Source organism: Streptomyces sp. NPDC020299 (assembly GCF_044387825.1).
Lineage (GTDB): Bacteria > Actinomycetota > Actinomycetes > Streptomycetales > Streptomycetaceae > Streptomyces.
Genome location: NZ_JBIRWL010000002.1, coordinates 1 through 26,283 on the forward strand (window position 1 = coordinate 1; position 26,283 = coordinate 26,283).

Sequence of the window (26,283 nt, forward strand, 5' to 3'; positions counted from 1 at the left end):
CCGTGGGGGTGCTCTCGGGTGCCTTCGGAGCGGGGGAAGAACTCGTACCAGGAGCCGTACAGGGCCCGTTCGCGTTCCACCAGCAGCGGCAGGGAATCGGAGGCGGTGACCAGTTCCCGCAGCGGATACCGGGCCAGGACCTGGCCCACCTCCGGCGCCAACGCCGCCGCCAGCCGGGAGTCAGGGGCCAGGGAGTCGTCGCCCAGGGCCCGCGCGGCCGCCAGCACCACCTTGCGCTTCCGGCCCGCGGGGACCCCGGCCGCGGCCCGGGCATGCAGTTCGGCGCCCTCCTCGAGCACCAGGCCGGTGTCGATCCCCGCCGGGACCTTGATCCGCGCGTGGTGCCGCCAGGTGGCCACCGGGTCGCTCCAGGCCTCCACCGTGTACGTCCAGCGGCCCATGGCCCCAGGGGTGACCTCGGCGCCCCACCGGTCGGTGCCCGGGGCGAGTTCACGCATCGGCGTCCAGGGGCCCGGACGGCCCTCGGGATCGCACAGCACCACGTTCGCGCCGACGGCGTCATGGCCCTCGCGGAAGACGGAGGCGGTGACCTGGAAGGTCTCCCCGACGACCGCCTTCGCAGGGCGTCTGCCGTGCTCCACGGCAGGTTGGACGTCCCGGACCGGGATGCGGCCGATGGTCTCGGTCGAGCTCATGGGTGTCACCTCCGCCGTGCGCGAAGCCGGGCCCGGGGCCCGGCTGTGAATCCGATGGGTGCTGGAAGATCAGGTCAGTACGTTCCCGCCGTCGGCCGCCGCTTGGGCGGGGGAGCCCGTCTGGACCGGCCCTTCACCAGGGGGCGCCCGGCCTGCTCCTGGAGGTAGACGGCGAGGGTGGTGCGCAGATAGCGCTCGGCGGCGTCCGCGGCCTCCCGGGCGCACCGCTTTCCCATCAGTACGCACAGGGTGTAGCCCGAGTCCTCGAAGGCGGTCCGTACGGTCCGGTCGGAGGGCGAGGCGAGCATCAGCCGTTCCCACGCCCGGTACCGCCGCAACAACCGGGCCACTTCGGCCTTCGCGGGTAGCAGCATGGCCCCTTCACCTTCCGACGCTCTCGACTGGGCACGCTTCCCGACGGTCGGGTGGCATCCGGGCACGGGGATGCACGGATCCGTTACGGCGCTCGAGGCTTTCACTTATGGTGCACGCACAGCCACGCAGCGTCTTGTTGGCTTCTCAACTACCTCACTGGTGCTCTCGTGTTGCACGAATGGCGTAGCGACCGCACTGTGGATCTGACTCAGAAGCGACCAACGCTCACCCTCCGTGTCCGGCACTGGGCCGGGCGGGGCGAGGACGAGCGAGAGCTTCGCCGGTGAGGAGCAAGCGACGATGAAGACCGCAGTGCCCTGCTACTACCACCTCGACGTGGAAGTCAGCCCCGAACGGGTCGGACAGGTCAGCCGCATCCTGGCCGCCCACCTCCGCTACTGGGACCTCGAGAACCTCGTGGACCCGGTCCGCAGCGGCGTCGAACTGCTGTTGCGGGCGATCGACGAGCACGCGACCGACAAGCACATCTCGATCGAGATGTGGTGGAACGGCCAGCACCTCATCACCGCGGTCGGCGGCGATGACCGCGACCTGCGCCCGGACCAGGATCTGCGCGGCTGCCTGGTCCGCATCGCGGCGATGAGCGACGGCTGGGGCTGCTGCGCCACCGTCGGCGGCAGCAAGATCATCTGGTTCTCGCGGCGCGCCCGCGCCGGCCAGCGCGTCCCGCTGGTCCCGACGGCCCCGGCGCCCAACCTCATCGAGGGACTCGACGTGCCCCGCGAACTGCCGGTGACCGCCCTCGCCGCCGCGGCGGACGGCGTCCTGGAAGGGGCCCGGTGACCGCGCGGCGATCCCGGAAAGCGGCGCCCGTGTGGAGCGGGCACCCCTACCCGCTGGGCGCGTCCTTCGACGGGCACGGCACCAACTTCGCCCTGTTCAGCGAGGTGGCCGAGCGGGTCGACCTGATCCTCGTCGACGACTCGGGCACCGAGACCCCCGTTCCGCTCAACGAGGTCGACGGCTTCGTCTGGCACGGCTACCTGCCCGGGATCGGGCCGGGGCAGCGCTACGGCTACCGGGTCCACGGACCCTGGGACCCCGACCTGGGCCACCGCTGCAACCCGGCCAAGCTGCTCCTCGACCCGTACGCGCGAGCCGTCGACGGGCAGATCGACAACCACGCCTCGCTGTACGAACGCGCGCCGAGCGGTCCCTCCCCGGCCGACAGTGCCGGGCACTCCATGCTCGGCGTGGTGATAGACCCGTACTTCGACTGGGGCGACGACCGGCCGCCCCGGCGGCCGTACGCCGACTCCGTGATCTACGAGGCGCACGTACGGGGAACGACCCGCACCCACCCGCGCGTCCCGGAGCGGCTGCGCGGCACCTACGCCGGCCTCGCCCACCCCGCGGTCGTCGAGCACCTGACCGAACTGGGCGTGACCGCCATCGAGTTGATGCCGGTGCACCAGTTCGTGCACGACGGCGTGCTCCAGGACCGCGGGCTGTCCAACTACTGGGGCTACAACACCATCGGCTTCTTCGCGCCGCACAACGGCTACGCCGCCTTCGGCACCCGGGGGCAACAGGTCGACGAGTTCAAGGCGATGGTGAAGGCGCTGCACGAGGCCGGGCTCGAGGTGATCCTCGACGTGGTCTACAACCACACCGCCGAGGGCAGCGAGCTGGGCCCCACCCTCTCCTTCCGGGGCATCGACAACGCCTCGTACTACCGCCTCGTCGACGGCGACTGGGCGCACTACTACGACACCACCGGCACCGGCAACAGCCTGCTGATGCGGCACCCCTACGTGCTCCAGCTGATCATGGACTCACTGCGGTACTGGGTCACCGAGATGCACGTCGACGGGTTCCGCTTCGACCTCGCGGCCACCCTGGCCCGGCAGTTCCACGAGGTGGACCGGCTGTCGGCGTTCTTCGACCTCATCCAGCAGGACCCGGTGATCAGCCGGGTCAAGCTGATCGCCGAGCCGTGGGACGTCGGCGAGGGCGGCTACCAGGTGGGCAACTTCCCACCGCTGTGGTCGGAGTGGAACGGCCCCTACCGGGACGCCGTACGGGACTTCTGGCGGGCCGAACCCGGCTCCCTCGGCGAGTTCGCCTCCCGGCTGACCGGCTCCGCCGACCTGTACGGGCACAGCCGGCGCCGGCCGCGCGCCAGCGTCAACTTCGTCACCGCGCACGACGGTTTCACCCTGCGCGACCTCGTGTCGTACAACGACAAGCACAACGAGGCCAACGGCGAGGACAACCAGGACGGCGAGAGCGCCAACCGGTCCTGGAACTGCGGGGTGGAGGGCGACACGGACGACCCCGCCGTACGGGAGCTGCGCGCCCGTCAGCAACGCAATCTGCTGGCCACGCTGCTGCTGTCCCAGGGCATCCCGATGCTCTGCCACGGCGACGAACTGGGCCGCACCCAGCGCGGCAACAACAACGCCTACTGCCAGGACGACGAAGTCTCCTGGATCGACTGGCGGCTGACCAAGGAGCAGCGCACGCTCACGGACTTCACACGGCGCCTCATCGCGCTGCGCACCGGGCATCCCGTACTGCGCCGCCGCCGCTTCTTCCGCGGTGAGACGGCCACCAACTCCGAGCAGCCGCTGCCCGATCTGGTCTGGCTGCGCTCCGACGCGCGCGAGATGACCGACCGGGACTGGCAGCGCGCCGACGCGCACTCGGTCGGCATGTTCCTCAACGGCGACGCCATCGCCGAACGGGACGCGTACGGGCGCCCGGTGATCGACGACTCGTTCCTGCTGCTCCTCACCGGCTACTGGGAGCCCGTGCACTTCCGCCTGCCCGACCGGACCTACGGGGAGCGCTGGGCCACGCTGATCGACACCGCCGACCCCGAGGGCGTCCCCGACGAACGGGAACGTAAGGCGGGCACCCGCCTGCGGCTGGAGCCCCGCAGCCTGGTATTGCTGTCCCGCCCGTCCCGCAGCGGTCAGGTCACCGGTCCGACCGGGCCGTGACCGTGAACTGCGCGCCGTCGGGGTCGCGCAGGATCGCCTCGTCCACGTCCTCCCGCAGCACGCTGCCGCCGTGCTGCTCCGCCGCCCGGGCGCAGGCCGCCACGTCGTCCACGGCGAAGTGGACCTGCCAGTGCGGCCGGACCGTGGGGTCGGGCGCCGCCTCCGCCGCACCGGAGTCGATGCGCGCCACCACGTCGCCCCGGCTGCGCAGCACCACCTCGCCCCCTTCGTACTCGACCTGGCAGCAGCCGGGACGGTCCGAGGCGGCCCAGTCGAGGATCTCGCCGTAGAAGATGGCCGAGTCGAAGGCGTTGCGGGTGTGCAACCGGATGAAGGTCGGCGCCGCCTTCCGCCAGGACTCCCAGTTGGAGACGAGCTTGCCTTCCCAGATCCCGAAGGTGGCGCCGTCCCGGTCGGCGAGGAGCGCCGCCCGGCCCGGAGGGAAGGACAGTGGCCCGACGGCCACCGTGCCGCCGCGTTCCCGGGCCCGCGCCGCGGCCACGTCCGCGTCCGGGACCGCGAAGTACGGCGTCCATGCCACCGCCATCTGCCACATGGTGGCGACCGCCGCGATGCCCGCGACCGGTACCCCGCCCGCCAGCGCGATGCGGAAGTGGTCGCCCATCCGGACCTCGCGCCATTTCCAGCCCAGCACGGCTCCGTAGAACTCCTGTGTGGCTCGCAGGTCGCGGCTGGTCAGACTCACCCAGCAGGGTGTACCGAACACGGAATGCGTGGAGACGACGTGCGTGAGGTTCCGTGGGTCCGTGGTACCGCCGGGGAGGGTGGTGTCGTGATTCATGGCAGTCGCGTCCTGGTCTCGGCGACCGGCAGCCACCGGTCTCCCACCAGTGTCCATCCGGAAGCGGTAAGGGCGCCTGCGGAGTACCCCGTCCGCGTGTTCCCAAACGGCTCGGCGGTGCGTGGCGGGGTCCGGAACCACGGTGTATTGATGGGCTCAGGGCCGCGAGGTGAAGCCCTGTGCCGACAGGGAGGCGACCATGACCGCTGACGGCCGCCAGGACGAGGCCGACCCGGACCGCGTCCTCGCGTTGCAGGAGGAAGTCCAGCAGCTGAAGGAGGCCGTCACCTCGCACGCCGTCGTGGACCAGGCGATCGGGGTGATGGTCGGGCTCGGGCGGGTCGCGCCCGACCAGGGGTGGATGGTGCTGAAGGAGGTTTCCCAGCACACCAACATCAAGCTCCGCAACATCGCCGAACTCGTGCTCGTCTGGGGCCGGACGGGCGACCTGCCCACCGACGTCCGGGCCGCGCTGGAGGACGCCCTCGACCGGCACGGCCCGACCCGGATCCCGGGCGCGCCGCCCGAGTGACGGATCGGGCCATGACGCCGAGTGACCGGTCAGGCCATGTCCGTCTCGGCCAGCAACTCCTCCCGCAGGTGCGCGAAGCAGCTGCTGAGCAGCCGGGAGACGTGCATCTGCGAGATGCCGAGCTGCTGTGCGATCCGGCTCTGCGTCATGCCGCGGAAGAACCGCAGGTAGAGGATCATCCGCTCGCGCTCGGGCAGCGCCTGCAGACAGGGTCTGACCGCCGCCCGGTCGACGACCAGGTCGTAGCCGGGCTCGGGCCCGCCCAGGGCGTCCCCCAGCGCGTAACCGTCCGTGCCGGGCATCTCGGCGTCCAGTGACAGCGCCGTGAAGCACTCCAGGGCCTCCAGGCCGGTCAGCACCTCGTCCTCGGACAGGTGCGCGCGCTCGGCGATCTCGGCGACGGTGGGCGCGCGGCCCGGGGTGGTCTGCGCCAGGTCCTTCACGGTGCTGCGCACGCGGTTGCGCAGGTCCTGCACCCGGCGCGGCACGTGCAGGGTCCACATGTGGTCACGGAAGTGGCGTTTGATCTCGCCGGTGACGGTCGGTACGGCGTATGCCTCGAAGGCACGGCCGCGCGCCGGGTCGAAGTGGTCGACCGCCTTCACCAGGCCCAGCGCCGCCACCTGGTAGAGGTCCTCCAGTGACTCGCCGCGGCCCCGGAAGCGCACGGCGATACGCTCGGCCATGGGCAGCCAGAGCCGGACCAGTTCGTCCCGCAGCGCCTGTCGCTCGGGGCCGTCGGGAAGTACCGCGAGTCGCTCGAACGCCTCGGCGGTGTCCGGGGCGTCGTCGTGCGGGTGGGGTTTCGTCCTGTTGGTGCCGCGCATCGCGCGCACCTCCCTCAGCGGGTGCCGGGTGGGAAGACACTTCCGCAGTCGGATGTTTCAAAACGAATCACCTCATAGGATGACATACACCGATTATCTCCCTTCTCCTTGGTCTTGACCTCCGCTTGGGTGAGATTGCCTCTGTCACAGAGGTAATCTCACCGTGTGGAACCGGAAACCGAGACCTTTCCGGAGGAACTGGCCGCCGCCCTGGTCGGGGTGCAGCGGCTCATCCGCCGGCGGTTGCGCGGCGGACTCACCGTGTCGCGGTTGCGCGGTGCCGAAGTGGAACTGCTGCGCCTGGTCGAGGGCCGGCCGGGCATCGGGATCTCGGACGCCGCCAAGGAGCTGTACCTGGCCGGCAACTCGGTGTCGACCCTGGTCAACCAGTTGGTCCGGGACGGATACCTGCTCCGGGAGACCGATCCGGCCGACCGGCGCGCCGCCTGCCTGCAACTGACCGAGGCGGCCCGCGGCCGGCTGAGTGACTGGCAGCGACGGCGGGCGGCGCTCGTCGGCCGGCACGTGGCCCGGCTCGGCGAAGCCGACCGGGAAGCGCTGCGCGCCGCGCTTCCGGCGCTGCGCGAGCTGGCCGTCACCCTGCACGAGGAGGCCGGGGAACCATGACGCGGGACACCACCACCGACGCCGTCACCTGTGCCGGGCTCGCCTACGCCTTCGGGGACACCAAGGCGGTCGACGGGCTCGACCTGGCCGTGCGCGAGGGCGAGGTCTTCGGGCTGCTCGGCCCCAACGGTGCCGGCAAGACCACCGCCATCCGCTGCATCACCACCCTCCTGCCGGTCCCGCCCGGCATGGTCCGGGTCTTCGGCCACGACACCGCCAAGGACCGCATGGCCGTACGCCGGCTGCTCGGCTACGTCCCCCAGCAGCTGTCCGCCGACAGCGGGCTCACCGGACGCGAGAACGTCGCCCTGTTCGCGCGGGTCTTCGACGTCCCCCGCCGCGAGCGCGCCGCCCGGGTCGGCCAGGCGCTGACCGCCGTCGGCCTCGCCGAGGCCGCCGACCGGCTCGCGGGCACCTACTCCGGCGGCATGGTCCGGCGCCTGGAACTCGCCCAGGCCCTGGTCAGCGCCCCGCGCCTGCTGATCCTGGACGAGCCCACCATCGGTCTGGACCCGATCGCCCGCACCGGCGTCTGGGAACACATCAACGCCGTCCGCGCCGCCACCGGCATGACAGTCCTGGTCACCACCCACTACATGGACGAGGCCGACCAGTACTGCGACCGGGTGGGCCTGATGCACCACGGCCGCGTCCGGGCCCTGGGCACCCCGGCCGAACTCCGCCACGGCCTCGCCGAACGCCGGGACACCACCACCCTCCCCACCCTGGAGGACGTCTTCCGGGACGTCGCCGGCAGTGGTCTCGACGAGCGGTCGCAGGGAGGTTTCCGCGATGTCCGAAGCACCCGCCGCACCGCGAACCGCGTCGGCTGAGGGCACGGACCTGCTGCTCAGGCCGCCTGTGCCCCGGGCGGGATGGCGGCTGCTGCCCGCTCGGGTCGGCGCGATGTGTGCCGTGGAACTGCAGAAGCTGCGCCACGACCGCACCGAGCTGTACACGCGGGCGGTCCAGCCCGCCCTGTGGCTGCTGATCTTCGGTCAGACCTTCAGCCGGATCCGGGCGATACCCACCGGTGGCATCCCCTACACCGACTATCTGGCGCCCGGCATCATCGCCCAGTCCGCGATGTTCATCGCCATCTTCTACGGCATCCAGATCATCTGGGAGCGGGACGCCGGCATCCTCAACAAGCTCCTGGTCACCCCGACCCCGCGGTCGGCGCTGATCACCGGGAAGGCCTTCGCGGCGGGTGTGAAGTCGCTGGTCCAGGCCGTGGTCGTCATCGTCATCGCGGCGGTCCTGGGCGTGGCGCTGACCTGGAACCCGCTGAAGCTGCTCGGCGTCGGGGCGGCCGTCGTCCTCGCCTCCGTCTTCTTCTCCTGCCTGTCGATGACCATCGCGGGCATCGTCCTCAGCCGCGACCGGCTGATGGGCTTCGGGCAGGCGATCACGATGCCGCTGTTCTTCGGCTCCAACGCCCTGTACCCGGTCTCCGTGATGCCCGGCTGGCTCCAGGCCGTCAGCAAGGTCAACCCGCTCAGCTACCAGGTCGACGCCCTGCGCGGCCTCCTGCTGGGCACGCCCGCGCATCTCGCCGCCGATTTCGGCGTCCTCGCGGTGGCCGCCGCGCTCGGCATCACCGCGGCCTCCTCGACTCTCGGCCGGCTGGCCCGCTGATCTTGCCGAGGACGTGATGTGCGGCACGCACCCTCACTCCGCCGGCATGCCCGCTGACGGGATTTCTGCTGCGCAACGCTTGATCGTTGATCAAAGCGGGCGAATCCCCTGGCCACAGCGCATTCTGCTCATTTGACAGTGCGCTGAGCCCACAGATAGGAAGCAGGCCTTGAGGTCGAGAGGGGCACTGTGTACGAGCCGAACGTGGTCGGGGACTGGCAGGAGTACGAGGAGCATGCCGGTCTGCGGGTCCGCGTCCACCGTCTGGAGGCGGCGGAGCCACCGCGCGGACGGGACGACGCCGCCGCCGGGCTGACGTACTTCCGTCTCCGGGTGACCGTCGAGAACCGGGGTGACCAGCACTTCCTCGTGCACCTGGAGGACGGCCAGATCGACGTCCGCCTCGGCCCCGACGGCGAGAGCGCCTTCATCGACTGGCGCAACTCCCAGTTCATCGAGGGCTTCGACGTCTACCCGCTGCGCCGCGCCACCGCCGTGCTGTACGCGGCCGGTCCCGAGGCCGCCCTCGCCCAGGTGGACGTCCAGATCCAGCTGCGGGTCGACGAGGAGTGGACCGAGCGCCGGCTGTGGGCGGGCGGTCTCGGTGTGCACGAGAGCCAGGTCGGCGCCGGCGCCGCCACGGGTGCCGGACCGGGCAGCCTGGCCCACCAGGTCAGCGCCTTCCTGCGGGACCAGGGAGAGCCGGGCACCGCCACCGCCTGACGGCCGCGGTCCCGGCGCCGGGCGTCAGTGCGGGATGCCGTCGATGATCTCCCGGGCGCCCTGCCGCAGCAGGGACACCGCGACGGATGTGCCCAGGGTGGCCGGGTCGAGGCGGCCCGCCCACTCGTGGGCGTTCAGCCGGGTCTTGCCGTCCGGGGTGAACACACACGCCCGCAGGGCCAGTTCGCCACTGGGGTCGACGCGCGCGTACCCGGCGATCGGGCTGTTGCAGTGCCCCTGGAGCACATGCAGGAACATGCGCTCCGCGGTGGCCTCCCGGTGGGTGTCCGGGTCGCCCAGTCCGCTGACCGCGTCGATCAGTTCGGTGTCGCCCTCGCGGCACTGCAGGGCGAGGATGCCCGCGCCGATCGGCGGCATCATCGTCTCCTCGGACAGCACCTCGGTGATCACGTCCCGCCGGCCGATCCGCTCCAGACCGGCGACCGCCAGCAGCAGCGCGTCGGCCTCACCGGCCGCGAGCTTCTCCAGCCGGCGGTTGGCGTTGCCGCGGAACGGCACGCACTCCAGGTGCGGATGGGAAGCGGCCAACTGGGCGACCCGGCGCACGGAGGAGGTGCCGACGCGGGTGCCCGGCGGAAGTTCGCCGAGGGTGAGTCCGTCCGGGTGGACGAGCGCGTCACGGATGTCGTCCCGCTCGAGGAACGCGGCGAACACCGTCCCGGCGGGCAGCGGCCGGTCGGCGGGCACGTCCTTGACGCAGTGCACCGCGAGGTCCGCCGCACCGGCCAGCAGGGCGGCGTCCACCTCCTTGGTGAACGCCCCCTTGCCCTCGACCTGCGCCAGGTCGCCGAGCCACTTGTCCCCGGTCGTCTTCACCGGGACGACCTCCGTGCGCACCCCCGGATGCAGGGCGGCCAGTTCGGCGCGGACCCGCTCCACCTGGGCGAGTGCCATCGGCGAGTCGCGGGAGACGATACGGATGAGTTCCGGGACAGCCATGGGGACACGATAGTGGGTGTGCCGGCCTCCTCGGTGCCAGGTTCAGCGCGTGGCCGTCAGGCTGTAGCGGAACTTTTCCCTCGCCTGAGCGCCGGGCCGGTCTCAGGCAGCCGGGTCGAACGTGATCCCGGACGGCTTGGCCTTGGCCAGGTGCGAGGCGAAGCTGTCGTCCTTCAGCCCGAAGTGGGCGCTGCCGAAGTCGTACGCGCTCAACTTGTCACGCAGGCCCGCCGGGTAGCCGTTCCATCCGACCAGCGACGGGTACTGCCAGGTGTGCTTGTGGTTCTCCGGCGGTTCGTCGTTGCCGTTCGCCAGCCGGAAGCAGTGGGTGCTGATGCCGTCCTTGTGGTAGACGACCTTCGGGTGCGTCCCCTCGAAGCGGACCTCGGAGACCGCGTGCACGGTGAACGAGCCGTGGTTCGAGGTCGACACGTACTGCACCTGGCCGTCCCGCACCCACACCACGACGTGCTCCCAGTCGTGCCGGTGACCGCCGATGCTGCTGCCCGGCAGGGCCTGGTCCTTCTCGAAGTACAGGCCGTACATGTAGGCGCACCAGCCGTTGTCGCACTTGTAGCGTGAGTAGCTGTTGGTGTTGTCCAGGTCGGAGGCGTCGTGGCAGTTGCCGTTGAGCGCGCCCGTCGGCTTCAGCCCACCGTTGACCGTGCCGTCCGGGCCGATGGCGGGCGTCGGGTAGCAGCCGTCGGTGTCGTAGTCGAAGGCGGGCTGGTACGTCAGTTCCGCGGCCTCGGCGTTGACGGGCAGCGCCTGGGGCGGGGCGGCGAAGGCGGCGGCGGGGAAGGCGACGACGAGGGCGGCGGCACCGGCCAGGCCGGCGAGCCATCTCCGGCGCCCGATGCGGAACGTGCGGGACGACACTGGTCCTCCAACGTGGGTGGGGGGCAAGGCAGTTCAGCATCCACGCCCGCCCTTGCGTTGCCAAGGGGGCGGGGGCGTACCGGTGATGAAGTCGCGCCCGACAGTGCCCTGGTGCCGGGCGGTGCCGGGCGGTGCCAGTCGGTGTCAGACCGTGTCGTCGGGCAGGTCCGCCGCCGACTCCTCCGGCGCGAGGTCCGGTCGCAGCCGCAGCCAGGACGGCTGGCGCAGCATGCCCGCCCGGGTGCGGGTGCTGTAGCTGACCTCGCCGACCAGCCGGGGGAGCACCCAGTGCGCGCCGGAGACCGGCGGCACGGGGTCGAAGGGGCACACGCCGGTCTCGGCGGCCCGCAGCAGCAGGGCCAGTTCGGCCCGCTCGGCCTCGCTCCAGCCGGTGCCCACCCCGCCGACGTACCGCAGCCGGCCGGCGGCGCGCTGGCCGACCAGTACCGCGCCCGGCAGCCCGGTCAGCCGGCCCTTCCCGGGCAGCCAGCCGCCGACGATGACGTCCTCGCTGCGCATGTTCCGGATCTTGATCCAGGCACGGGAGCGCACGCCGGGCTCGTACACCGAGTCCAGCCGCTTGCACACCAGGCCCTCGAGCCCGTGCTCCCGGGTCGCCCGCAGTGCCTCGCCGCCGTGGCCGACGACGGCGGCCGGGGTCGACCAGGACGGCCCCTCGATGCCGAGGTCCTCCAGCCGTACCCGGCGCCGGACGTAGGGGAGGGTGAGAAGAGGGATGTCCTGAAGGTGCATCAGGTCGAACAGCACCAGATGGGCGGGCACCTGTGCCGCACGGCGGGCCGCCCGGGCCGGTGCGTGGGCGAGGCCCATGCGGCTCTGCAGCAACTGGAAGTCGGCGCGCCCGTGTTCGTCGAGGACGAGGACCTCGCCGTCCAGGACGGCCGGGGTGGTGCCGAGGGCACGACCGAGCGGCTGGAGTTCGGGGTAGGCGGCGGTGATGTCCTCGCCGGAGCGGTTGCGCAGCAGCAGGCTGCCGTCGCCGGGCAGGTAGACCACGACCCGCTGGCCGTCCTGCTTGGTCTCGTAGGCCCACCGGGCGTCCTGTGCGACGGGCGGCAGCGTGCCCGGCGTGGCGAGCATCGGCGGGATCAGCGGCAGCGTCACGGCGGTCACGGCTGAAGATGTCGACCGCGCCCGCCCGGCTCACGCGCCTTTCCGGGCCGGTTCCCCTGAACGGCCGGTGCCGCCGGTGCCTCCGGCGACGCAGGCCGGGGCGCGGGCGACGGACACGACCGGTACGGGCCGGCCCGGACCGGTCCCGTCCGGGAAGTGCGCGATCAGCGCGCGGATGGCGCCGGGGGAGAGCGAGATCCCCCCTGGTCGGCCACGGTGCGGATACCGGCCGCGTCGCCCCGGGACGTGACGGCCGGCCCGTGCCCCCGCGGGACTCCGCCGTACGGGGGCGCGGTCCGGCCCGGGGCACCCGGCCGTCAGGCCACCTCGGCCGCTTCGGCCGGCGGCGCGGCGGACGCAGGGGCGGGTGCCGCGTCCGCCGGGCGGTGCCGGGGCAGGAAGGAGGCGAGCACGAAGGCGAGGACGGCGGCCGAGGCGCCCAGGGCCATGACGACCTTGAAGCCGTTCTCCGAGGGGAGCGCGTGGCCGCCGAGGCTGATGGTCATCTGGGCGAGGACGACACCCGCGACCGCGCTGGCCACCGACGTACCGATGGACCGCATCAGCGTGTTGAGGCTGTTGGCCGCGGCCGTCTCGGCCGCCGGCACCGCGCCCATGATCAGGGCCGGCATGGCGCCGTACGCGAAGCCGACGCCCGCGCCGATGACGCAGGACACCAGGATGAGGTGCCAGACCTCGCTCATCAGCAGGATGTTGAGGCCGTATCCGGCGGCCACGATCACGGCACCGCACATCAGCGTCACCTTCGGGCCCCTGGCCTTGGTGATGGCCGCCGAGACGGGCGCGAAGCCCATCATCACCAGACCCTGCGGGGCGAGCACCAGGCCGACCGTGAGCATGGACTTGCCCAGGCCGTAGCCGGTCTGCGCGGGCAGCTGGAGCAGCTGCGGGAGCACCAGCGACATCGCGAACATCGAGAAACCGAACGCGATCGAGGCGAGGTTGGTGAACAGCACCTGGCGGCGGACCGTGGTGCGCAGGTCGACCAGCGGCTGCGTGGTCCGCAGCTCGTACCAGCCCCACGCCACCAGCACCACGACGGCGGCGGCGAACAGCCCCAGGGTGGTCCCGCTGCCCCAGCCCCAGTCGGCGCCCTTGGAGACGGCCAGCAGCAGGGACACCAGTCCGGCCGCCAGCCCCAGCGCGCCCACGACGTCGAAGCGCCCGCCGGTGCGCACCTGCGACTCCGGCACGAGGGCCAGGACCAGCACGAGGGCGACGACGCCCAGGGTTGCGGAGGTCCAGAACAGTACGTGCCAGTCGTAGTGATCGGCGATGAAGGCCGCGGAGGGCAGGCCCAGCGCGCCACCGACGCCCAGCGAGGCGCTCATCAGGGCGGTGGAGCCGGCGAGCCGCTCGGCCGGGAGCTCGTCGCGCATGATGCTGATGCCGAGCGGCACCACGGCCGCGGCCAGGCCCTGCAGCGCCCTACCCGCGATCATCGGGACCAGCGAGTCGCTCAGCGCGCAGACCACCGAGCCGGCCACCAGCAGCACCAGGCTGGCCAGCAGCATGAGGCGCTTGCCGAACATGTCACCGAGCCGGCCGGCGACCGGCGTGGCCACGGCGGCGGCGAGCAGCGTGGCGGTCACCGCCCAGGCGGCGTTCGACGCCGAGGCGTGCAGGTAGACGGGCAGCTCAGGGACGATCGGGATCACCAGGGTCTGCATCAGCGACACGGTGATGCCCGCCAGGGCCAGTACGGCCACCACCGCGTTGGGCCGGGGTGGGGCTGATCGTCCGGCCGCGGCGGACCGGACGGAGGGGGCGTCGGACATGACAGGGGCCTCCGAGTGACTTCGCATGTTTAAGTCAGTTGCTTGACTTACGATAAGGGCAGTGAACTCCCGGGTGTGTCCGCGGGTCGCCGGAAGCGGGCACGTAGGCTTCCCTGGCTGGACCTCGCCGCCCCGGTCGAGGACCCGGGACGGCTCGCGGGACTGGCCGCCCCGGGGCGGTGCGCAGTCCCGGAGCGGTGGTGAGCATGGCGGGCAGGACGGCGCGGGCGGATCAGGTGGGCGCGACGCGGGAGGCCATCCTGAGCGCGGCGGAGCGGCTGTTCGCCGAACGCGGCGTGTACGCCGTGTCCAACCGCCAGGTCAGCGAGGCCGCCGGTCAGGGCAACAACGCCGCGGTCGGCTACCACTTCGGCACCAAGACCGACCTGGTCCGTGCCGTCGCCCGCCGGCACGCCCAGCGGATCGAGGGGATCCGTGCCCGCGCGGTGGCCGCCACCGGTGACTCCACCGACGTACGGGACTGGGTGGACTGCCTGGTGCGCCCGGTGACCGAGCACCTGGCCGGGCTCGGCAGCCCCACCTGGTACGCCCGGTTCTGCGCCCAGGTGATGACCGACCCGGCGCTGCACGACATCCTCGTCGAGGAGTCCCTCGAGTCGCCGTCGCTGCGTCAGGTCGTCGACGGCCTCCACCGGACCCTGCCCGAGCTGCCCGCCGAGGTCCGCGCCGAACGTGGCCTGATGGCCCGCACCCTGATCCTGCACACCTGTGCCGAGCGCGAACGGGCCCTCGCCGACGGCGCCCCGACCCCGCGCCCCACCTGGAGCGAGACCGCCACCGGCCTCGCCGACGCGATCGTGGGGATGTGGCTGGCGCCCGTCAGCCCCGGCCCGTGACCCGGAACCGTTTCCCATCTATTCGGCTATTCGGTTACTCGGTTACTCGGCTACTCGTCGAAGGTCACGACGACCTTCTCCGCGGCCCCCGGGGTCAGCGCGAGCTCGAAGGCCCGGTCGGCCTCGGTGAACGGGACACGGTGGCTGATGAGCTTCTCGAAGCGCTCGTGGTGCTCGACGAGTTCGGGGGTGACCTCGAAGATCTCGGTGGGATAGCCCTGCGAGGCGACGAGGGTCAGCTCGCTGCGCAGCATCCCGCCGAGGTCGAACTCGGACCCTTTCTTCTGTACGGCGACCATGACCAGCTTGGCGCCCCATTTCGCGGACGCCACCACGGTGTTGAAGACGGCCGCGGCGCCGGCTGCGTCGATATAGATATCGGTGCCCGGCCGTGGCTGCCCGAGCGCGTTGGCGCTCTGTCCGTGCAGCTCGGTCAGGCGGGCGGTCACGTCCTCCCGCGCGGAGTCGATGACCGCGTCCGCCCCGACGGCCAGCGCCTTGTCGAGCCGTGCGGGGATCACGTCGGCCACCACCACGTGCTCCACCCCGCGCAGCTTCAGCCAGATGGCGGCGCCGAGCCCGATCGGCCCGGCGCCGAAGACCACCACCTTGTCGGCGGGCCCCGCCGCGGAGCGGTTGACGCAGTGCCGGGCCACCGCCATCGGCTCGTTGAGGGAGGCGACGTCGAAGGGCACGGTGTCGGGGAAGACCGCCACGCTCCTGCCGACGACGGCGTTCTCGATAAGCAGGTACTCGCTCATGCCGCCGTACTTCCCGCCGCAGCCGATGATCCCGGTGGGCGCGTCCTGCGGATTGACCACCACCCGGTCGCCGGCCTCCAGGCCCCTGACCTCCGCCCCCACCTCGACGACCTCACCGGCCGGCTCGTGGCCCAGCGCGACGGGCACCGTCTCGCCGCCCAGGTGTGCGCGGGCCGGTATGCCGCCCATGTGCAGGAAGGTGACATCGGTGCCGCAGATGCCGCAGGCGCGGATCCTGACCAGCACGTCCTTGGGGCCCGGCGCGGGCCGCTCGGCGTCCACCACCTCGACCTTGCCGGAGCCGGCGGTTCTGAGGGACTTCATCGTGGTCATGGGGCGACTCCCTCTCGCAGGTGAGTTTGCTTGAGTTAGGCAAACACATGTGACTTACTTGAGTCAAGCAAGCTAATTGGGGGAGGTCAGGATGCTCACCGCGTTGGCGGCGACGACCGCTCCGATGCCCGCCCACTCCCAGGCGCCCAGCCCCTGTCCGAGGACGACCCACCCGACCACGGCCGCGAGCACGGGGTTGACGCTCATGAACAGCCCGAACGTCTGCGCCGGCACATGGCGCAGGGTGAGCAGGTCGGAGAGGTAGGGCACGGCCGAGGAGAGCACCCCGGCGGCGACGGCGCACAGTACGGCGCCGGGCGTCGGCGGGTGCCGTACGGCCACGGCGATCCCGACGGGCAGGAAGGTGAGCGCGGACAGGCCCGCGGCGGCCGCGGGCCCCTGGGCCCCGGGGACGCGCCGGCCGACGACCCGGTTGAGCAGGATGTACGAGGCCCAGCAGCAGGCGGCCACGAGGCCGAGCCCCATGCCGAGGTAGTCGGCGGAGGGTCGCGGGCGCATCAGCACGACCACCCCCACCCCGGCCAGCGCCGCGCACCCCGCGTCCAGCCGGCGCCGCGACCCGGCCAGCGCCACGGCCAGCGGGCCGAGGAACTCCAGGGTCACCGCGAGCCCCAGGCCCACGCGGTCGACGGCGCTGTACAGGGTGAGGTTCATGGTCCCGAAGACCCCGGCCAGCAGCAGGACCGGCCACCACTGCCGCCAGGTGAAGCTCCGCACCCGGGGCCGGCCGACGGCCAGCAGGACCGCCGCCGCGACGTACTGCCGCACCGCCACCACACCGAGCGGGCCGAGGACGGGAAAGGCGAGCGCGCCGATCGCCGCGCCGGTCTGGTTGGACAGGCCGCTGCCGAACATGGCGGCCACGGCCCTCGGCCGGCGCCCGCCGCGTGCGGGAGCCGTGGCGGTCGGCGTCGCCGGAACACCGGTCGGTTCGAGAGCTTGGGTCATGACCTGATCGTGCGTGGCCTCGGGCTTTGCGCAAAATGCATGCACTCCACGATCTATACGCTTGACGCATGGATGACCTGGAGCTCCGGCAGTTGCGCTGCCTCGTGGCCATCGTCGACGAGGGCACCTTCACCGACGCGGCGATCGCCCTCGGCGTCTCCCAGGCGGCCGTGTCCCGGACCCTGGCCTCGCTGGAGCGGGCCCTGGGCGTGCGGTTGCTGCGGCGCACCTCCCGCGAGGTGACGCCGACGGCCACCGGGCTGCGGGTCGTCGCGCAGGCCCGGCGCGTACTGTCCGACGTGGCCGAGCTGGTCCGGGAGGCCACCTCGGGGCACACCCGGCTGCGGATCGGCTACGCCTGGTCGGCGCTGGGCCGCCACACGGTCGCCTTCCAGCGCCGCTGGAACGAGGCCCACCCCGGCACCGACCTCCACCTGGTCCGGGTCAACTCGGCGTCCGCGGGACTCGCCGAGGGCGCCTGCGACCTCGCGGTGGTCCGCAGGCCGCTGGAGGACCGGCGGTTCGACTCCGCCATCGTCGGCCTGGAGCGCCGCCTGTGCGCCCTGGCCGCCGACGACTCCCTGGCCCGGCGCCGCTCCGTGCGGCTCGCCGACCTCGCCGGGCGCAGGCTGCTGGTCGACCGCCGGACCGGTACCGCCACCCCGGAGCTGTGGCCCCCGGACACCCGCCCGGCCGTCGAGGAGACGCACGACGTCGACGACTGGCTCACCACGATCGCCGCCGGACGCGGAATCGGCGTGACGGCCGAGTCGACCGCCCACCAGTACCCGCGGCCCGGCGTCGTCTACCGGCCGGTGCGCGACGCCGAGCCCGTCGCCGTGCGCCTGGCCTGGTGGCGGGACGACCCGCACCCCGCCCAGCAGGCGGTGATCGAGCTGCTCACCGAGCTGTACCGGGCGGAATGAGGGGAGGGTTGCGACTGTTCCGGTCATCGCCCGCAATACGTCAGACAAAATTGTTGACAATGTTGTTTGGCTAGATTTAGGTTCGACAGGCACTCATTCAGGGAGGGCACATGCCGAAGGAAGCCGGTCCCACCACCGGAGAGCAGGCCAAACAGCATGCGCTCGCGCAGCTGCGGCAGGCGATCCTGCACGGCGAGATGGCACCGGCGCAGCGGCTGGTGGAGAACGAGCTCGCCGAGCAGTTCGGTGTGACGCGGGCCAGTATCCGGGCGGCACTGATCGATCTGGAGGCCCAGGGGCTGGTCGAGCGGATCCGCAACCGCGGCTCGCGGGTGCGGGTGGTGACCGTGGAGGAAGCGGTCGCCATCACGGAGTGCCGCATGGTCCTCGAAGGGCTGTGCGCGGCCAAGGCGGCCGTCGCGGCCGGCGACGACCAGCTCGCCGAGCTGACGGAGCTCGGTACGGCCATGACCAAGGCCGTGGCCGACGGTGAGCCGATGACCTACTCCGAGCTCAACCAGGAACTGCACGCCAAGGTCCGGGAGTTCTCCGGCCAGCGGACGGCCCTGGACCTGCTGGAGCGGCTGAACGCCCAACTGGTACGCCATCGCTTCCAGTTGGCACTCCGGCCGGGGCGCCCCCAGCAATCCCTGAACGAGCATCTGGCGCTGATCGAAGCGATCACGGCCAGGGACCCGCAGGCGGCCGAAGCGGCCGTCCGCGCCCACCTCACCAGCGTGATCGAGGCGCTGCGCGACTGACGCACCACGCGCCGGCCACACCGGCTACCGACCGGGCCCCCGAGGAGCTGAGGCCCACGCTGCCGCGGACGTGCTTGCCGGCGCCGTGTTCCAGCAACACGTGCTGGGCGCCCGGTTCAACGAGCAGTTCCGGCTTGACTCCGGGAAGATCGCGGCACCCTGGCTGACCAGACGGCTTGCCGGGATGGGCGCCGCGTGCCTTCCGTGGCCGGGGACATGTGCAGGCGCCGGGCGGGATTGCGTCCGGCGCGGTTCAACCCTGGGCCGGCGGCTCCACGTCCAGCCCCGTGCAGGCCAGCTCCTCGTCCACCTCCGCGCATGCCTCCACGCCCCGGGGCGACGGCACGGGGATCATGGGGCTGGTGTACCCGGCGGTGTCCTCGGCCGGGTAGGCCGCCGAGAGCACGTCCCGGCCCGCGCGCACCGAGACCTCCCGGGCGCGCGGGGAGCGCACCCGTACCTCCGACCAGGCCGTGCCGCAGGCCGGTGAGTAGCGCAGCCGGACGTCGTAGGCGTCGCCGGTGACCCGGCTGCCGGTCCGCGCGTCCCGCGCGCAGGCCGACGCGTCGGGCAACTCGCCCTGGCAGGAACGCCCGTGACAGCGGGGTGCCGCCATCGCCGCCTGCGTACGCGTTCCGGACGTCCCGTGCCGTCCGGTCAGGACGAGGACCGCGGCGAACGCGGCGGTCACGCCCAGCAGGACCAGTGCCGGCAGGGGCCGCCGCCACCGGGGGCGTGCCCGGCCGCCGCCCGTGGGAGGCGGCGCGGTGGAAGGCTCGTCGGCGGCCTCCCACAGGGCCAGTACGGGACCGGGGTCGACGCCCGCGAGACGGGTGAGGGCCTCCACGGCCGAGCGGGGCGGCCGTTTGCCGCCGGTCAGATAGCGGTGCCAGGCGGACTTGCTGTACGGCGTGCGGGCGGCCAGCGCGGCCAGACTCAGCCCCGTACGGTCCTTCAGTTCACGCAGTCCGACCACCAGTGGTTCGTCCGGTGTGGCCGGTCCTTGGGGATGCCGCATGCTGCGTCCCTCGACTTCATATCCGCTATGGGCGTTTCACCCCTGATGCCGGGATGGCTTCCCGAGGACACGGCGACGCAAAGCCCGGCAAGGTATGAGGAAGGTGAGGCAAGGGGGGCATGCCAAAGGCCTGTTCGAGAAGGGGGTGGTTCCCGAACAGGCCTCGGCGGTCAGGACGTACGGCGGCCCGGAGCCGTCAGCACCACGGCACGGCCGCACCGACCCGCACATAGCGGGCCGAGACGTACCCCTTGTGATGGGCGAGCCGGTACCAGAGGTGGTTGCCGAACACCCCGGAGCCGAAGCGCTTGCAGGTCAGGGAGACGAGCCGGTGGTCGTGCCGGTGGCCGACCACCCGGTAGCCGGTACCCGGGCCGGAGCGGACGTTCAGCGCGTGGCGGTGGGTGGCCACCCGCCCCGCCACGTGGTGCCGGACGCGGTGGACACGGCGGGTGGTGTGGTGCCGCACCGGGTGCTGCCGGGCGGGGAGCAGGGAGGGGAGGGCGTGCTGCGCGGTGGCGGCGGGCACGGGCTGCGGGGCAGTGGCGCCTACCGGGGCGGCAGCGGCCGCGGTGGGCAGGAGCGCGAGTACCGCGACCGCGGCCAGCAGGCCGCTCCGCACGGTCCGTCGGATCATGGAAACCTCCGGCTGTCGTTCTCGTGACCACGAAGCGTGATCACGACAGTCAGCGTTTCCGTGACGGCCCGTCACCATGTCGTCCCCGCTTCCCGCGGGACACCGGGGACGTCCCCGGGGACGCGGGCCCTCAGCCCGTCCGGTCCTCGGCGTCCACCGCCTGCCGCAGGTGACCGGCGACGAGGGCGTAGACCTCCCGGGCCCTGTCGTCGTCCTGGCCGTCGTACCCGTGGTCGGCCCCGGCCACATCGTGGAACGCGGTCAGCGCGCCCGCCGCCCGCAACCGCTCGGCATAGCGCGCGCCCTCCGCCTGGAGGAGGTCGTACTCGGCCGTGATCACCAGCGCCGGGGCGATGCCCGTCAGGTCGGCGGTGTCGGACGGATGCGCGGGTGAGACCAGCGGGTCGGCGCGCCGCTTCGGGTCCGGGACGTACGACGTGTCGAAGACGTCGGCCATCCACGGCCGGAGCATCGGCCGGGGCCCGGCGGCGCGCTTGTCGCGGGCGTCGGTCGCGAGATCGAGCGGGGGGTAGTGCAGCACCTGGAGGGCGATGTCGGGGCCGCCCTCCTCGAGGGCCTGCCGGGCGACCGCCGCCGCGAGCCCGCCACCGGCGCTCTGGCCGCCCACGGTGAGCCGCGCACCGTCCCAACCCTGTTCCGCGCCGTGCGCGGCGATCCAGCGGACGGCCTCGAAGGCCTGCCGCGGCGGCGCCGGGAAAGGATGCTGCGGGGCGACGGCGTAGTCCACGTTGACCACGACGACCCCGGCCTGCGCGGCGAGGAAGCGGCACAGCGGGTCGTCGATCTCGGTGAGGGCCATGACGTAGCCGCCGCCGTGGAAGTTCACATGCACCGGGGGCGGCGGCCCGTCGGCGTCGGCCTGTGGCAGGTAGACGGTCGCGCGGGCCGGGGCGACGGTCGTGGGGATGGTCAACTCGCGGGTGTGGCGCGGGTGTTCCGGGAACCGGGCGTGCCAGGAGGCATCGGAGCCGGAGCCGCTCGCGCGCCGGCTCGCCAGCCGGGAGAGGGTCTGCATCGTCCTGGCGGCGAGCTGGGCCACCGCCGGGCGGGCAAGGAGGGACATACGACTCCCACAGCCAGTAACTTACTTGAGTTACGCAATGATATGGTAAACTGGGCCCCATGTCCACAGAACCGCTGCCGCCCGCCTCCCCGGAAGTCGCCGAGATCGAGCGCGCCCTGACGCGCATCACCTATCTGAGCACCCGGGCCCGGCAGCACGACCGGCTCATGGCGCTCGCCGGGGTGCCGCTGGACCGTGCCGCGGTCGCCCTGCTGCGACAGGTCGCCGACTCCGAGCCGCTGCGGCCGGGGGAGCTCGCCCAGCGCCTGGGCGTCGAGGCGTCCCATGTGACCCGGACCGTCCAGCAGCTCCAGAAGGCGGGGTACGTCACCCGGGTCCCCGACCCCCACGACCGGCGCGCCCAGCGCATCGAACTCAGCGACACCGGCCGGCGGGCGGTCGAGCGCGTCCGGGAGGCCGGCGCGCGCGGCATGCAGCTGGCGCTCGGGGACTGGTCCCCCGAGGAGCTGCGGCAGCTGGCCGGGCTCTTCCACCGTATGGTCGACGACTTCCTCTCCTACGCGGTCGAGGACGAGCCCGGGCAGGAGGCGGACGCCGTGGTGGCCTCCGCCTGAGCGGACGCCACCTGCTGCCCGGAGCTGTCTCTACCGGGGAGTAATATCCGGGGTCAGGTCATCACGAGGAGGAACCGTGCCCCGGTCCGAACGCTCGCCCCTGCTGCTCGCCGGTCTGCTGGCCGCCGCGGGCGTCGCCCACTTCGCCTCGCCACGCCAGTTCGACGCGACGATCCCGCGGGCCCTGCCGGGGTCGCCCAGGACGTGGACGTACGCGAGCGGGGCCGTGGAACTGGCGCTCGCGGCGGGCGTGGCACTGCCCCGCACGCGGCGAGCCACCGCGAAGGCCGCCGCGGCCTTCTTCGTCGGCGTGTTCCCCGCCAATGTGCAGATGGCCGTCGACTGGCGGCACCGGCCCGCGCCGCTCAGGACCGCCGCCCTCGTTCGGCTGCCGCTCCAGGTGCCCCTGGTGCTGTGGGCCCGCGGGATCGCGCGCGGAGCGGAGGGCCAGGCATGAGCGAGGGCGTCGGCGTCGGCGACAAGGCCGCGGACTTCGAACTGCCGGACGAGACGGGGACACCGCGACGGCTGTCGGAGCTGCTCGCCGACGGCCCCGTGGCGCTGTTCTTCTACCCCGGCGCCCTGACCAAGGGCTGCACCGCCGAGGCCTGCCACTTCCGTGACCTCGCCGCCGAGTTCGCCGCGGTCGGCGCGCGGGCCGTGGGCGTCAGCGGCGACCCGGTCGAACGCCAGCAGGAGTTCGCCGGACGGCACACCCTCGGCATGCCCCTGCTGTCCGACACCGACGGCACGGTCCGCGAGCTGTTCGGCGTCAAGCGCGGCTTCTCCATGGCACCCACCAAACGCGTCACCTTCGTGATAGCCGAGGACCGCACGGTCCTGGAGGTCGTGCGCAGCGAACTGCGCATGACCACGCACGCCGACCGGGCCCTGGCCGCACTGCGCGCGCATCGCGAGTGAGGCACGGCTCATGCGCGCTTGATGCGGTGGGGCAAAGGGATCATCCTGGGGCGTATGAAGCATGTCGCGGCCGCGGCGACCCTTGACACCCTGGGTGTGGTGACCGGGTGGAGCGAAGGCGCCCGGCTGCTCACGGGCCACTCGGCCGAGGAGGTCGTCGGCCGGCCGGCCGCAGCGCTGCTCGCCGAGGAGCCGCCGCCCGCCACCGTCGCCGCCCGCACCGGAACCGTCGCGCTGCGCCACCGCGACGGACGCCGCGTCGAGCTCACCCTGACGGCGTGCCCGGTGCTCGGGCCCGACGCCCGGCCGGCCGGATTCGTCGTCACCGCCCGGCCGCCGGGCGGCGGCGAGCCCACCCTCGCGGGCCGGGCCTTCCAGCAGGCGTCGATGTCGATGACGGTCTTCGACACCCGGCAGCACTACATCCGCCTGAACGACGCCGCCTGCCAGGTGATGGGCGTGCCCGAGGAGACACTGACCGGCCGGTACTTCTCCGACACCGTGGAGGACGCCGCACACAGCCGGGGCTTCCTGCGTCATCTGCGCCAGGTCGCCGAGACGGGCCGGCCGGCCCGCTACGAGAGCTTCACCGGCGCCCCCGCCCTGAACCGGGAGCACGCCTGGAGCATCGAGATGTGGCCGGTGCGCGACCCCTCCGGCGAACTGACCGGGGTCGCCCTGGCGGCCCTCGACAGCACCGAGCAGTACTGGGCCCGACGGCGGCTGGCCCTGCTGAACGAGGCGGCGACCGCGATCGGCACCACCCTGGACGTCGTGCGCACCGCCGAGGAAGTCGTGGCACTCCTCGTACCGCAGTACGCCGACTTCGCCAGCGTCGACCTGCTCGAATGGGTCCTCGGGGCGGACGAGCCGCCCATGGTCCCGGCGGGCGACATCGTGCTGCGCCGGGTCGCGCACGGCTCGGTCACCGAGGGCACCCCGGAAGCCGTCCTGCATCTGGGCCAGGCGGACGTCTACGGCCGGTCCACCCCGCCCGCGCAGGCGCTGCGCGAGGGGCGGGCCGTGCTCAGCCAGGCGGGTGAGCCGGACTTCCTCCGCTGGGTCGCCGAGCGCAACGCCCGGCGTCCCGCGGGCCGCCGGTACCGGGTGGGTGTCCACTCGATGATCGCCGTACCGCTGCGGGCCCGGGGCACCACGCTGGGCGTGGCGGTGGGCGTCCGCATCGCCCACCCCGACGACTACGGTGCCGACGACGCGATGTTCGCCGAGGAACTCGCCAGCCGGGTCGCCGTCTGCATCGACAACGCCCGCCGCTTCGCCCGCGAGCGCACCACCGCCCTCGCCCTCCAGCACAGCCTCCTGCCCCGCGGACTGCCCGGGCAGGCGGCGGTCGACATCGCCCACCGCTATCTGCCGTGCGGGTCGCAGGCCGGCATCGGCGGCGACTGGTTCGACGTGATCCCGCTGTCCGGCAGCCGGGTGGGTCTGGTGGTCGGTGACGTGGTCGGGCACGGCATCCAGTCGTCGGCGACCATGGGCCGCCTGCGCACCGCCGTTCGGACCCTGGCGGACGTCGACCTGCACCCGGACGAGCTGCTCACCCACCTGGACGACCTGGTGACCCACCTGGCGGCCGACGGCAGCGCCGAGGAGATCGCCGAGCTGGGTGCCACCTGCCTGTACGCCGTCTACGACCCCGTCTCGCGCCGGCTCGCCCTGGCCGCCGCCGGCCACCCGGCCCCGGCACTCGTCCTGCCCGGCTCCGCCGCCGAGCTCGTCCCGATGACCGCCGGACCGCCGCTCGGTGTCGGAGGCCTGCCGTTCGAGGCGACGGAACTCCAGCTGCCCGAGGGCTCGGTGCTGGCCCTGTACACCGACGGCCTCGTCGAGGACCGCGACCGCGACGTCGACCGGGCGACCGAGGAGCTGTGCCGTGCGCTGACCATCCCCGCGGACTCGCTCGAGGCGCTCGGCGACAACGTGCTCAAGGCCGTCCTGCCCGAGCAGCCCGCCGACGACGTGGCCCTGCTCCTGGCCCGCACCCGTGTGCTCGGCGCCGACCGGGTCGCCACCTGGAACGTCCCGCCCGATCCGGCCGAGGTGGCCGCCACCCGGCAGGCGGCCACCGAACAGCTGGCCGCCTGGGGACTGGACGAGGCGGTCTTCATCACCGAACTCGTCGTCAGCGAACTGGTCACCAACGCGATCCGCTACGGCGTACCGCCCATCCAGCTGCGCCTGATCCGCGACCACGCCCTCATCTGCGAGGTGTCCGACGGCAGTTCCACCTCACCGCACATGCGCCGCGCGCACGCCTACGACGAGGGCGGCCGCGGACTGCTGCTGGTCGCCCAGCTCACCCAGCGCTGGGGCAGCCGTCAGACGACCGGCGGCAAGACGATCTGGGCCGAACAGCCGCTGCCGGACCGGTCACCGGAGACGGACTGATCACCGGAACGGGCGGCCCGGGTTCGCCGCGTCCTCGGAGAAGGGGGCGCCGTGCGGCAGGGCGTAGAACATTCGAGAACGTCGGCGACCCGGATCTGCACCCGGACAAGCTGGGCGTGGACAGCGCCGAAGACCTCATCCTCGTCGTCTTCCATGCCGAGCCCGGCGGTCGCGCCGAGCTGCTGGACATCCTCGTCAGCCTCCCCGCGCCCCCGGGGGGACGGTCCGGCTCAGAACTCCTCGTGGCGGTCGGGATCGCCGCCCAGACGCCGGCGGACCTGGTCGGCGATGACCGTCATCTGGGCGGGACCCAGTTCGAACCCGAAGACGTCGAGGTTCTCCCGCTGCCGGACGGCGTCGGCCGACTTCGGGATCGGCACGGCACCGAGCTGCACGTGCCAGCGCAGCACCACCTGCGCGGGCGTCACCCCGAGTGCCTCGGCGACCGTGATGACGGTCGGGTCCTCAAGGATGCGGCTGCCCCGTCCCAGCGGGCTCCAGCTCTCGGTGACGATGCCCTTGTCCGCGTGGAAGGCGCGCAGCTCCTCCTGCGGGAAGAGCGGGTGCAGCTCGATCTGGTTGACGGCGGGCAGGACCCCGGTCTCCTTCTCGATCCGCCCGATGTGCTCCGCCGTGAAGTTGGAGACGCCGATCGACCGGACGAGACCGTCCTCCCGCAGCTTGATCATCGCCTTCCAGGAGTCGACGTACTTGCCGACGCGGGGGAGCGGCCAGTGGATCAGGTAGAGGTCGACGTACTCCAGGCCCAGCCGGCGCCGGGACTCCTCGAAGGAGGCGAGGGTCTCCTCGTAGCCGTGGTGGCGGCCGGGCAGCTTCGTCGTCACGACGATCTCCTCCCGGGGGACACCGCTGCTCGCGATGCCCCGGCCGACCCCCGTCTCGTTGCGGTAGTTCGTCGCCGTGTCGACAAGTCGGTAATCCGCCCGGAGGGCGTCGCGTACGGCCTGCTCGGCCTGCGTGTCGTTCATCGGCCAGGTGCCCAGGCCGATCCCTGGGAGCGCGGTGCCGTCGTTGAGGGTGTGTGCCGGAATACTGGTCACGGTGGGGCCTTCCGTCGACTGTGCCGTCCCTCCAGCGTCACGGACGGGACGGG

28 protein-coding genes are annotated in these 26,283 nt (G+C 72.5%); 14 read left to right on the plus strand and 14 right to left on the minus strand.

Annotated elements, in window-relative coordinates; translation table 11 throughout:
* Both ACH45E_RS04210 and ACH45E_RS04215 read right to left on the minus strand, forming a co-directional pair.
* Window positions 1–656, minus strand: a 656-nt coding sequence (locus ACH45E_RS04210) for a maltotransferase domain-containing protein (protein WP_361451529.1), incomplete at its 3' end; no start/stop codon positions are given.
* 74 nt (window positions 657–730) lie between these two features.
* Window positions 731–1,030, minus strand: coding sequence for a DUF5133 domain-containing protein (locus ACH45E_RS04215; RefSeq protein WP_361451526.1), 300 nt, complete (start codon window positions 1,028–1,030; stop codon window positions 731–733).
* A 301-nt stretch (window positions 1,031–1,331) separates the two neighbouring features.
* Here ACH45E_RS04215 and ACH45E_RS04220 point away from each other — a divergent pair, with 301 nt between their 5' ends.
* Together ACH45E_RS04220 and glgX are read left to right on the plus strand one after the other, a co-directional pair.
* Window positions 1,332–1,835, plus strand: coding sequence for a pep a2 (locus ACH45E_RS04220; RefSeq protein ID WP_361451523.1), 504 nt, complete (start codon window positions 1,332–1,334; stop codon window positions 1,833–1,835).
* Complete coding sequence (glgX, locus tag ACH45E_RS04225) at window positions 1,832–3,997, plus strand: glycogen debranching protein GlgX (protein WP_361451520.1); 2,166 nt, start codon at window positions 1,832–1,834, stop codon at window positions 3,995–3,997. Before ACH45E_RS04220 ends, glgX begins: the two co-directional genes overlap by 4 nt.
* On the opposite strand, the gene ACH45E_RS04230 is transcribed toward glgX, so the two are convergent.
* The gene (locus tag ACH45E_RS04230) at window positions 3,975–4,799 is read right to left on the minus strand and encodes a VOC family protein (protein WP_361451517.1); all 825 of its coding nucleotides are present in this window, start codon (window positions 4,797–4,799) and stop codon (window positions 3,975–3,977) included. The two genes, glgX and ACH45E_RS04230, sit on opposite strands and share 23 nt — an antisense overlap.
* Before the next feature lie 199 nt (window positions 4,800–4,998).
* Here ACH45E_RS04230 and ACH45E_RS04235 point away from each other — a divergent pair, with 199 nt between their 5' ends.
* Window positions 4,999–5,331 (plus strand): ANTAR domain-containing protein, encoded by a 333-nt coding sequence (locus ACH45E_RS04235; RefSeq protein WP_361451514.1) that lies wholly within the window; start codon window positions 4,999–5,001, stop codon window positions 5,329–5,331.
* 29 nt (window positions 5,332–5,360) lie between these two features.
* On the opposite strand, the gene ACH45E_RS04240 is transcribed toward ACH45E_RS04235, so the two are convergent.
* Window positions 5,361–6,158: an RNA polymerase sigma factor SigF gene (locus tag ACH45E_RS04240; protein WP_361451511.1), complete on the minus strand. Its 798-nt coding sequence runs from the start codon at window positions 6,156–6,158 to the stop codon at window positions 5,361–5,363.
* Window positions 6,159–6,323: 165 nt separating this feature from the next.
* On the opposite strand from ACH45E_RS04240, the gene ACH45E_RS04245 reads away from it, so the two are divergent.
* From ACH45E_RS04245 to ACH45E_RS04260, 4 genes are all read left to right on the plus strand, one after another.
* Complete coding sequence (locus ACH45E_RS04245) at window positions 6,324–6,785, plus strand: MarR family transcriptional regulator (protein ID WP_361451508.1); 462 nt, start codon at window positions 6,324–6,326, stop codon at window positions 6,783–6,785.
* Window positions 6,782–7,618 carry an ATP-binding cassette domain-containing protein gene (locus ACH45E_RS04250; protein WP_361451504.1) on the plus strand — a complete coding sequence of 279 codons (837 nt, stop codon included), beginning with the start codon at window positions 6,782–6,784 and terminating at the stop codon, window positions 7,616–7,618. Before ACH45E_RS04245 ends, ACH45E_RS04250 begins: the two co-directional genes overlap by 4 nt.
* A complete protein-coding gene (locus ACH45E_RS04255) occupies window positions 7,578–8,423 on the plus strand; it encodes an ABC transporter permease (protein ID WP_361451501.1) in 846 nt (281 codons plus the stop codon). The genes ACH45E_RS04250 and ACH45E_RS04255 overlap by 41 nt, the downstream gene beginning before the upstream one ends.
* Before the next feature lie 189 nt (window positions 8,424–8,612).
* Entirely contained in the window at window positions 8,613–9,146 is a 534-nt protein-coding gene (locus tag ACH45E_RS04260) for a hypothetical protein (protein WP_361451498.1), read from the plus strand.
* Window positions 9,147–9,170: 24 nt separating this feature from the next.
* On the opposite strand, the gene hemC is transcribed toward ACH45E_RS04260, so the two are convergent.
* The 4 genes from hemC to ACH45E_RS04280 form a co-directional block, all read right to left on the minus strand.
* A complete protein-coding gene (gene hemC, locus ACH45E_RS04265) occupies window positions 9,171–10,106 on the minus strand; it encodes a hydroxymethylbilane synthase (protein ID WP_361451495.1) in 936 nt (311 codons plus the stop codon).
* A gap of 102 nt (window positions 10,107–10,208) precedes the next feature.
* Window positions 10,209–10,985: an NPP1 family protein gene (locus tag ACH45E_RS04270; RefSeq protein WP_361451492.1), complete on the minus strand. Its 777-nt coding sequence runs from the start codon at window positions 10,983–10,985 to the stop codon at window positions 10,209–10,211.
* A 144-nt stretch (window positions 10,986–11,129) separates the two neighbouring features.
* Entirely contained in the window at window positions 11,130–12,110 is a 981-nt protein-coding gene (locus tag ACH45E_RS04275) for an ATP-dependent DNA ligase (RefSeq protein ID WP_361451547.1), read from the minus strand.
* A gap of 326 nt (window positions 12,111–12,436) precedes the next feature.
* Window positions 12,437–13,918, minus strand: a complete 1,482-nt coding sequence (locus ACH45E_RS04280) for an MFS transporter (RefSeq protein ID WP_361451489.1) — start codon at window positions 13,916–13,918, stop codon at window positions 12,437–12,439.
* 206 nt (window positions 13,919–14,124) lie between these two features.
* Between ACH45E_RS04280 and ACH45E_RS04285 the strand changes: the two genes are divergently transcribed.
* The gene (locus tag ACH45E_RS04285) at window positions 14,125–14,775 is read left to right on the plus strand and encodes a TetR family transcriptional regulator (RefSeq protein WP_361451486.1); all 651 of its coding nucleotides are present in this window, start codon (window positions 14,125–14,127) and stop codon (window positions 14,773–14,775) included.
* Window positions 14,776–14,825: 50 nt separating this feature from the next.
* Here ACH45E_RS04285 and ACH45E_RS04290 read toward each other — a convergent pair whose 3' ends face one another.
* Both ACH45E_RS04290 and ACH45E_RS04295 read right to left on the minus strand, forming a co-directional pair.
* On the minus strand, window positions 14,826–15,869 hold the full coding sequence (locus ACH45E_RS04290; RefSeq protein ID WP_361451483.1) for an alcohol dehydrogenase catalytic domain-containing protein: 1,044 nt from the start codon (window positions 15,867–15,869) through the stop codon (window positions 14,826–14,828).
* 72 nt (window positions 15,870–15,941) lie between these two features.
* Window positions 15,942–16,754, minus strand: a complete 813-nt coding sequence (locus ACH45E_RS04295; protein WP_399040207.1) for an EamA family transporter — start codon at window positions 16,752–16,754, stop codon at window positions 15,942–15,944.
* Window positions 16,755–16,906: 152 nt separating this feature from the next.
* Between ACH45E_RS04295 and ACH45E_RS04300 the strand changes: the two genes are divergently transcribed.
* Window positions 16,907–17,764 (plus strand): LysR family transcriptional regulator, encoded by an 858-nt coding sequence (locus tag ACH45E_RS04300; protein ID WP_361451480.1) that lies wholly within the window; start codon window positions 16,907–16,909, stop codon window positions 17,762–17,764.
* A 110-nt stretch (window positions 17,765–17,874) separates the two neighbouring features.
* The gene (locus ACH45E_RS04305; RefSeq protein ID WP_361451477.1) at window positions 17,875–18,525 is read left to right on the plus strand and encodes a GntR family transcriptional regulator; all 651 of its coding nucleotides are present in this window, start codon (window positions 17,875–17,877) and stop codon (window positions 18,523–18,525) included.
* Between the two features lie 253 nt (window positions 18,526–18,778).
* Here the strand turns inward: ACH45E_RS04305 and ACH45E_RS04310 are convergent, their stop codons facing one another.
* From ACH45E_RS04310 to ACH45E_RS04320, 3 genes are all read right to left on the minus strand, one after another.
* Complete coding sequence (locus tag ACH45E_RS04310; protein ID WP_361451474.1) at window positions 18,779–19,543, minus strand: DUF2690 domain-containing protein; 765 nt, start codon at window positions 19,541–19,543, stop codon at window positions 18,779–18,781.
* A gap of 196 nt (window positions 19,544–19,739) precedes the next feature.
* Complete coding sequence (locus ACH45E_RS04315) at window positions 19,740–20,180, minus strand: SH3 domain-containing protein (protein ID WP_361451471.1); 441 nt, start codon at window positions 20,178–20,180, stop codon at window positions 19,740–19,742.
* A gap of 130 nt (window positions 20,181–20,310) precedes the next feature.
* On the minus strand, window positions 20,311–21,264 hold the full coding sequence (locus ACH45E_RS04320) for an alpha/beta hydrolase fold domain-containing protein (protein ID WP_361451468.1): 954 nt from the start codon (window positions 21,262–21,264) through the stop codon (window positions 20,311–20,313).
* Between the two features lie 59 nt (window positions 21,265–21,323).
* Here ACH45E_RS04320 and ACH45E_RS04325 point away from each other — a divergent pair, with 59 nt between their 5' ends.
* The 4 genes from ACH45E_RS04325 (at window position 21,324) to ACH45E_RS04340 (ending at window position 25,169) form a co-directional block, all read left to right on the plus strand.
* On the plus strand, window positions 21,324–21,839 hold the full coding sequence (locus ACH45E_RS04325; protein WP_361451465.1) for a MarR family transcriptional regulator: 516 nt from the start codon (window positions 21,324–21,326) through the stop codon (window positions 21,837–21,839).
* Window positions 21,840–21,915: 76 nt separating this feature from the next.
* Entirely contained in the window at window positions 21,916–22,296 is a 381-nt protein-coding gene (locus ACH45E_RS04330) for a DoxX family protein (RefSeq protein WP_361451462.1), read from the plus strand.
* Window positions 22,293–22,760: a peroxiredoxin gene (locus ACH45E_RS04335; RefSeq protein ID WP_361451459.1), complete on the plus strand. Its 468-nt coding sequence runs from the start codon at window positions 22,293–22,295 to the stop codon at window positions 22,758–22,760. The genes ACH45E_RS04330 and ACH45E_RS04335 overlap by 4 nt, the downstream gene beginning before the upstream one ends.
* A 54-nt stretch (window positions 22,761–22,814) precedes the next feature.
* On the plus strand, window positions 22,815–25,169 hold the full coding sequence (locus ACH45E_RS04340) for a SpoIIE family protein phosphatase (RefSeq protein WP_361451456.1): 2,355 nt from the start codon (window positions 22,815–22,817) through the stop codon (window positions 25,167–25,169).
* Between the two features lie 230 nt (window positions 25,170–25,399).
* Here the strand turns inward: ACH45E_RS04340 and ACH45E_RS04345 are convergent, their stop codons facing one another.
* Window positions 25,400–26,230: an aldo/keto reductase gene (locus tag ACH45E_RS04345; RefSeq protein ID WP_361451453.1), complete on the minus strand. Its 831-nt coding sequence runs from the start codon at window positions 26,228–26,230 to the stop codon at window positions 25,400–25,402.
* Between the last annotated feature and the right edge of the window lie 53 nt (window positions 26,231–26,283).

Coding starts and splice junctions, on each gene's coding strand:
- ACH45E_RS04285 (WP_361451486.1), top strand. CDS start 14,125: ATGGCGGGCAGGACGGCGCGGGCGGATCAGGTGGGCGCGACGCGGGAG.
- ACH45E_RS04310 (WP_361451474.1), bottom strand. CDS start 19,543: ATGCGGCATCCCCAAGGACCGGCCACACCGGACGAACCACTGGTGGTC.
- ACH45E_RS04220 (WP_361451523.1), top strand. CDS start 1,332: ATGAAGACCGCAGTGCCCTGCTACTACCACCTCGACGTGGAAGTCAGC.
- ACH45E_RS04255 (WP_361451501.1), top strand. CDS start 7,578: ATGTCCGAAGCACCCGCCGCACCGCGAACCGCGTCGGCTGAGGGCACG.
- ACH45E_RS04235 (WP_361451514.1), top strand. CDS start 4,999: ATGACCGCTGACGGCCGCCAGGACGAGGCCGACCCGGACCGCGTCCTC.
- ACH45E_RS04240 (WP_361451511.1), bottom strand. CDS start 6,158: ATGCGCGGCACCAACAGGACGAAACCCCACCCGCACGACGACGCCCCG.
- ACH45E_RS04340 (WP_361451456.1), top strand. CDS start 22,815: ATGAAGCATGTCGCGGCCGCGGCGACCCTTGACACCCTGGGTGTGGTG.
- ACH45E_RS04290 (WP_361451483.1), bottom strand. CDS start 15,869: ATGACCACGATGAAGTCCCTCAGAACCGCCGGCTCCGGCAAGGTCGAG.
- ACH45E_RS04325 (WP_361451465.1), top strand. CDS start 21,324: ATGTCCACAGAACCGCTGCCGCCCGCCTCCCCGGAAGTCGCCGAGATC.
- ACH45E_RS04305 (WP_361451477.1), top strand. CDS start 17,875: ATGCCGAAGGAAGCCGGTCCCACCACCGGAGAGCAGGCCAAACAGCAT.
- hemC (WP_361451495.1), bottom strand. CDS start 10,106: ATGGCTGTCCCGGAACTCATCCGTATCGTCTCCCGCGACTCGCCGATG.
- ACH45E_RS04280 (WP_361451489.1), bottom strand. CDS start 13,918: ATGTCCGACGCCCCCTCCGTCCGGTCCGCCGCGGCCGGACGATCAGCC.
- ACH45E_RS04335 (WP_361451459.1), top strand. CDS start 22,293: ATGAGCGAGGGCGTCGGCGTCGGCGACAAGGCCGCGGACTTCGAACTG.
- ACH45E_RS04230 (WP_361451517.1), bottom strand. CDS start 4,799: ATGAATCACGACACCACCCTCCCCGGCGGTACCACGGACCCACGGAAC.
- ACH45E_RS04300 (WP_361451480.1), top strand. CDS start 16,907: ATGGATGACCTGGAGCTCCGGCAGTTGCGCTGCCTCGTGGCCATCGTC.
- ACH45E_RS04215 (WP_361451526.1), bottom strand. CDS start 1,030: ATGCTGCTACCCGCGAAGGCCGAAGTGGCCCGGTTGTTGCGGCGGTAC.
- ACH45E_RS04320 (WP_361451468.1), bottom strand. CDS start 21,264: ATGTCCCTCCTTGCCCGCCCGGCGGTGGCCCAGCTCGCCGCCAGGACG.
- ACH45E_RS04250 (WP_361451504.1), top strand. CDS start 6,782: ATGACGCGGGACACCACCACCGACGCCGTCACCTGTGCCGGGCTCGCC.
- ACH45E_RS04315 (WP_361451471.1), bottom strand. CDS start 20,180: ATGATCCGACGGACCGTGCGGAGCGGCCTGCTGGCCGCGGTCGCGGTA.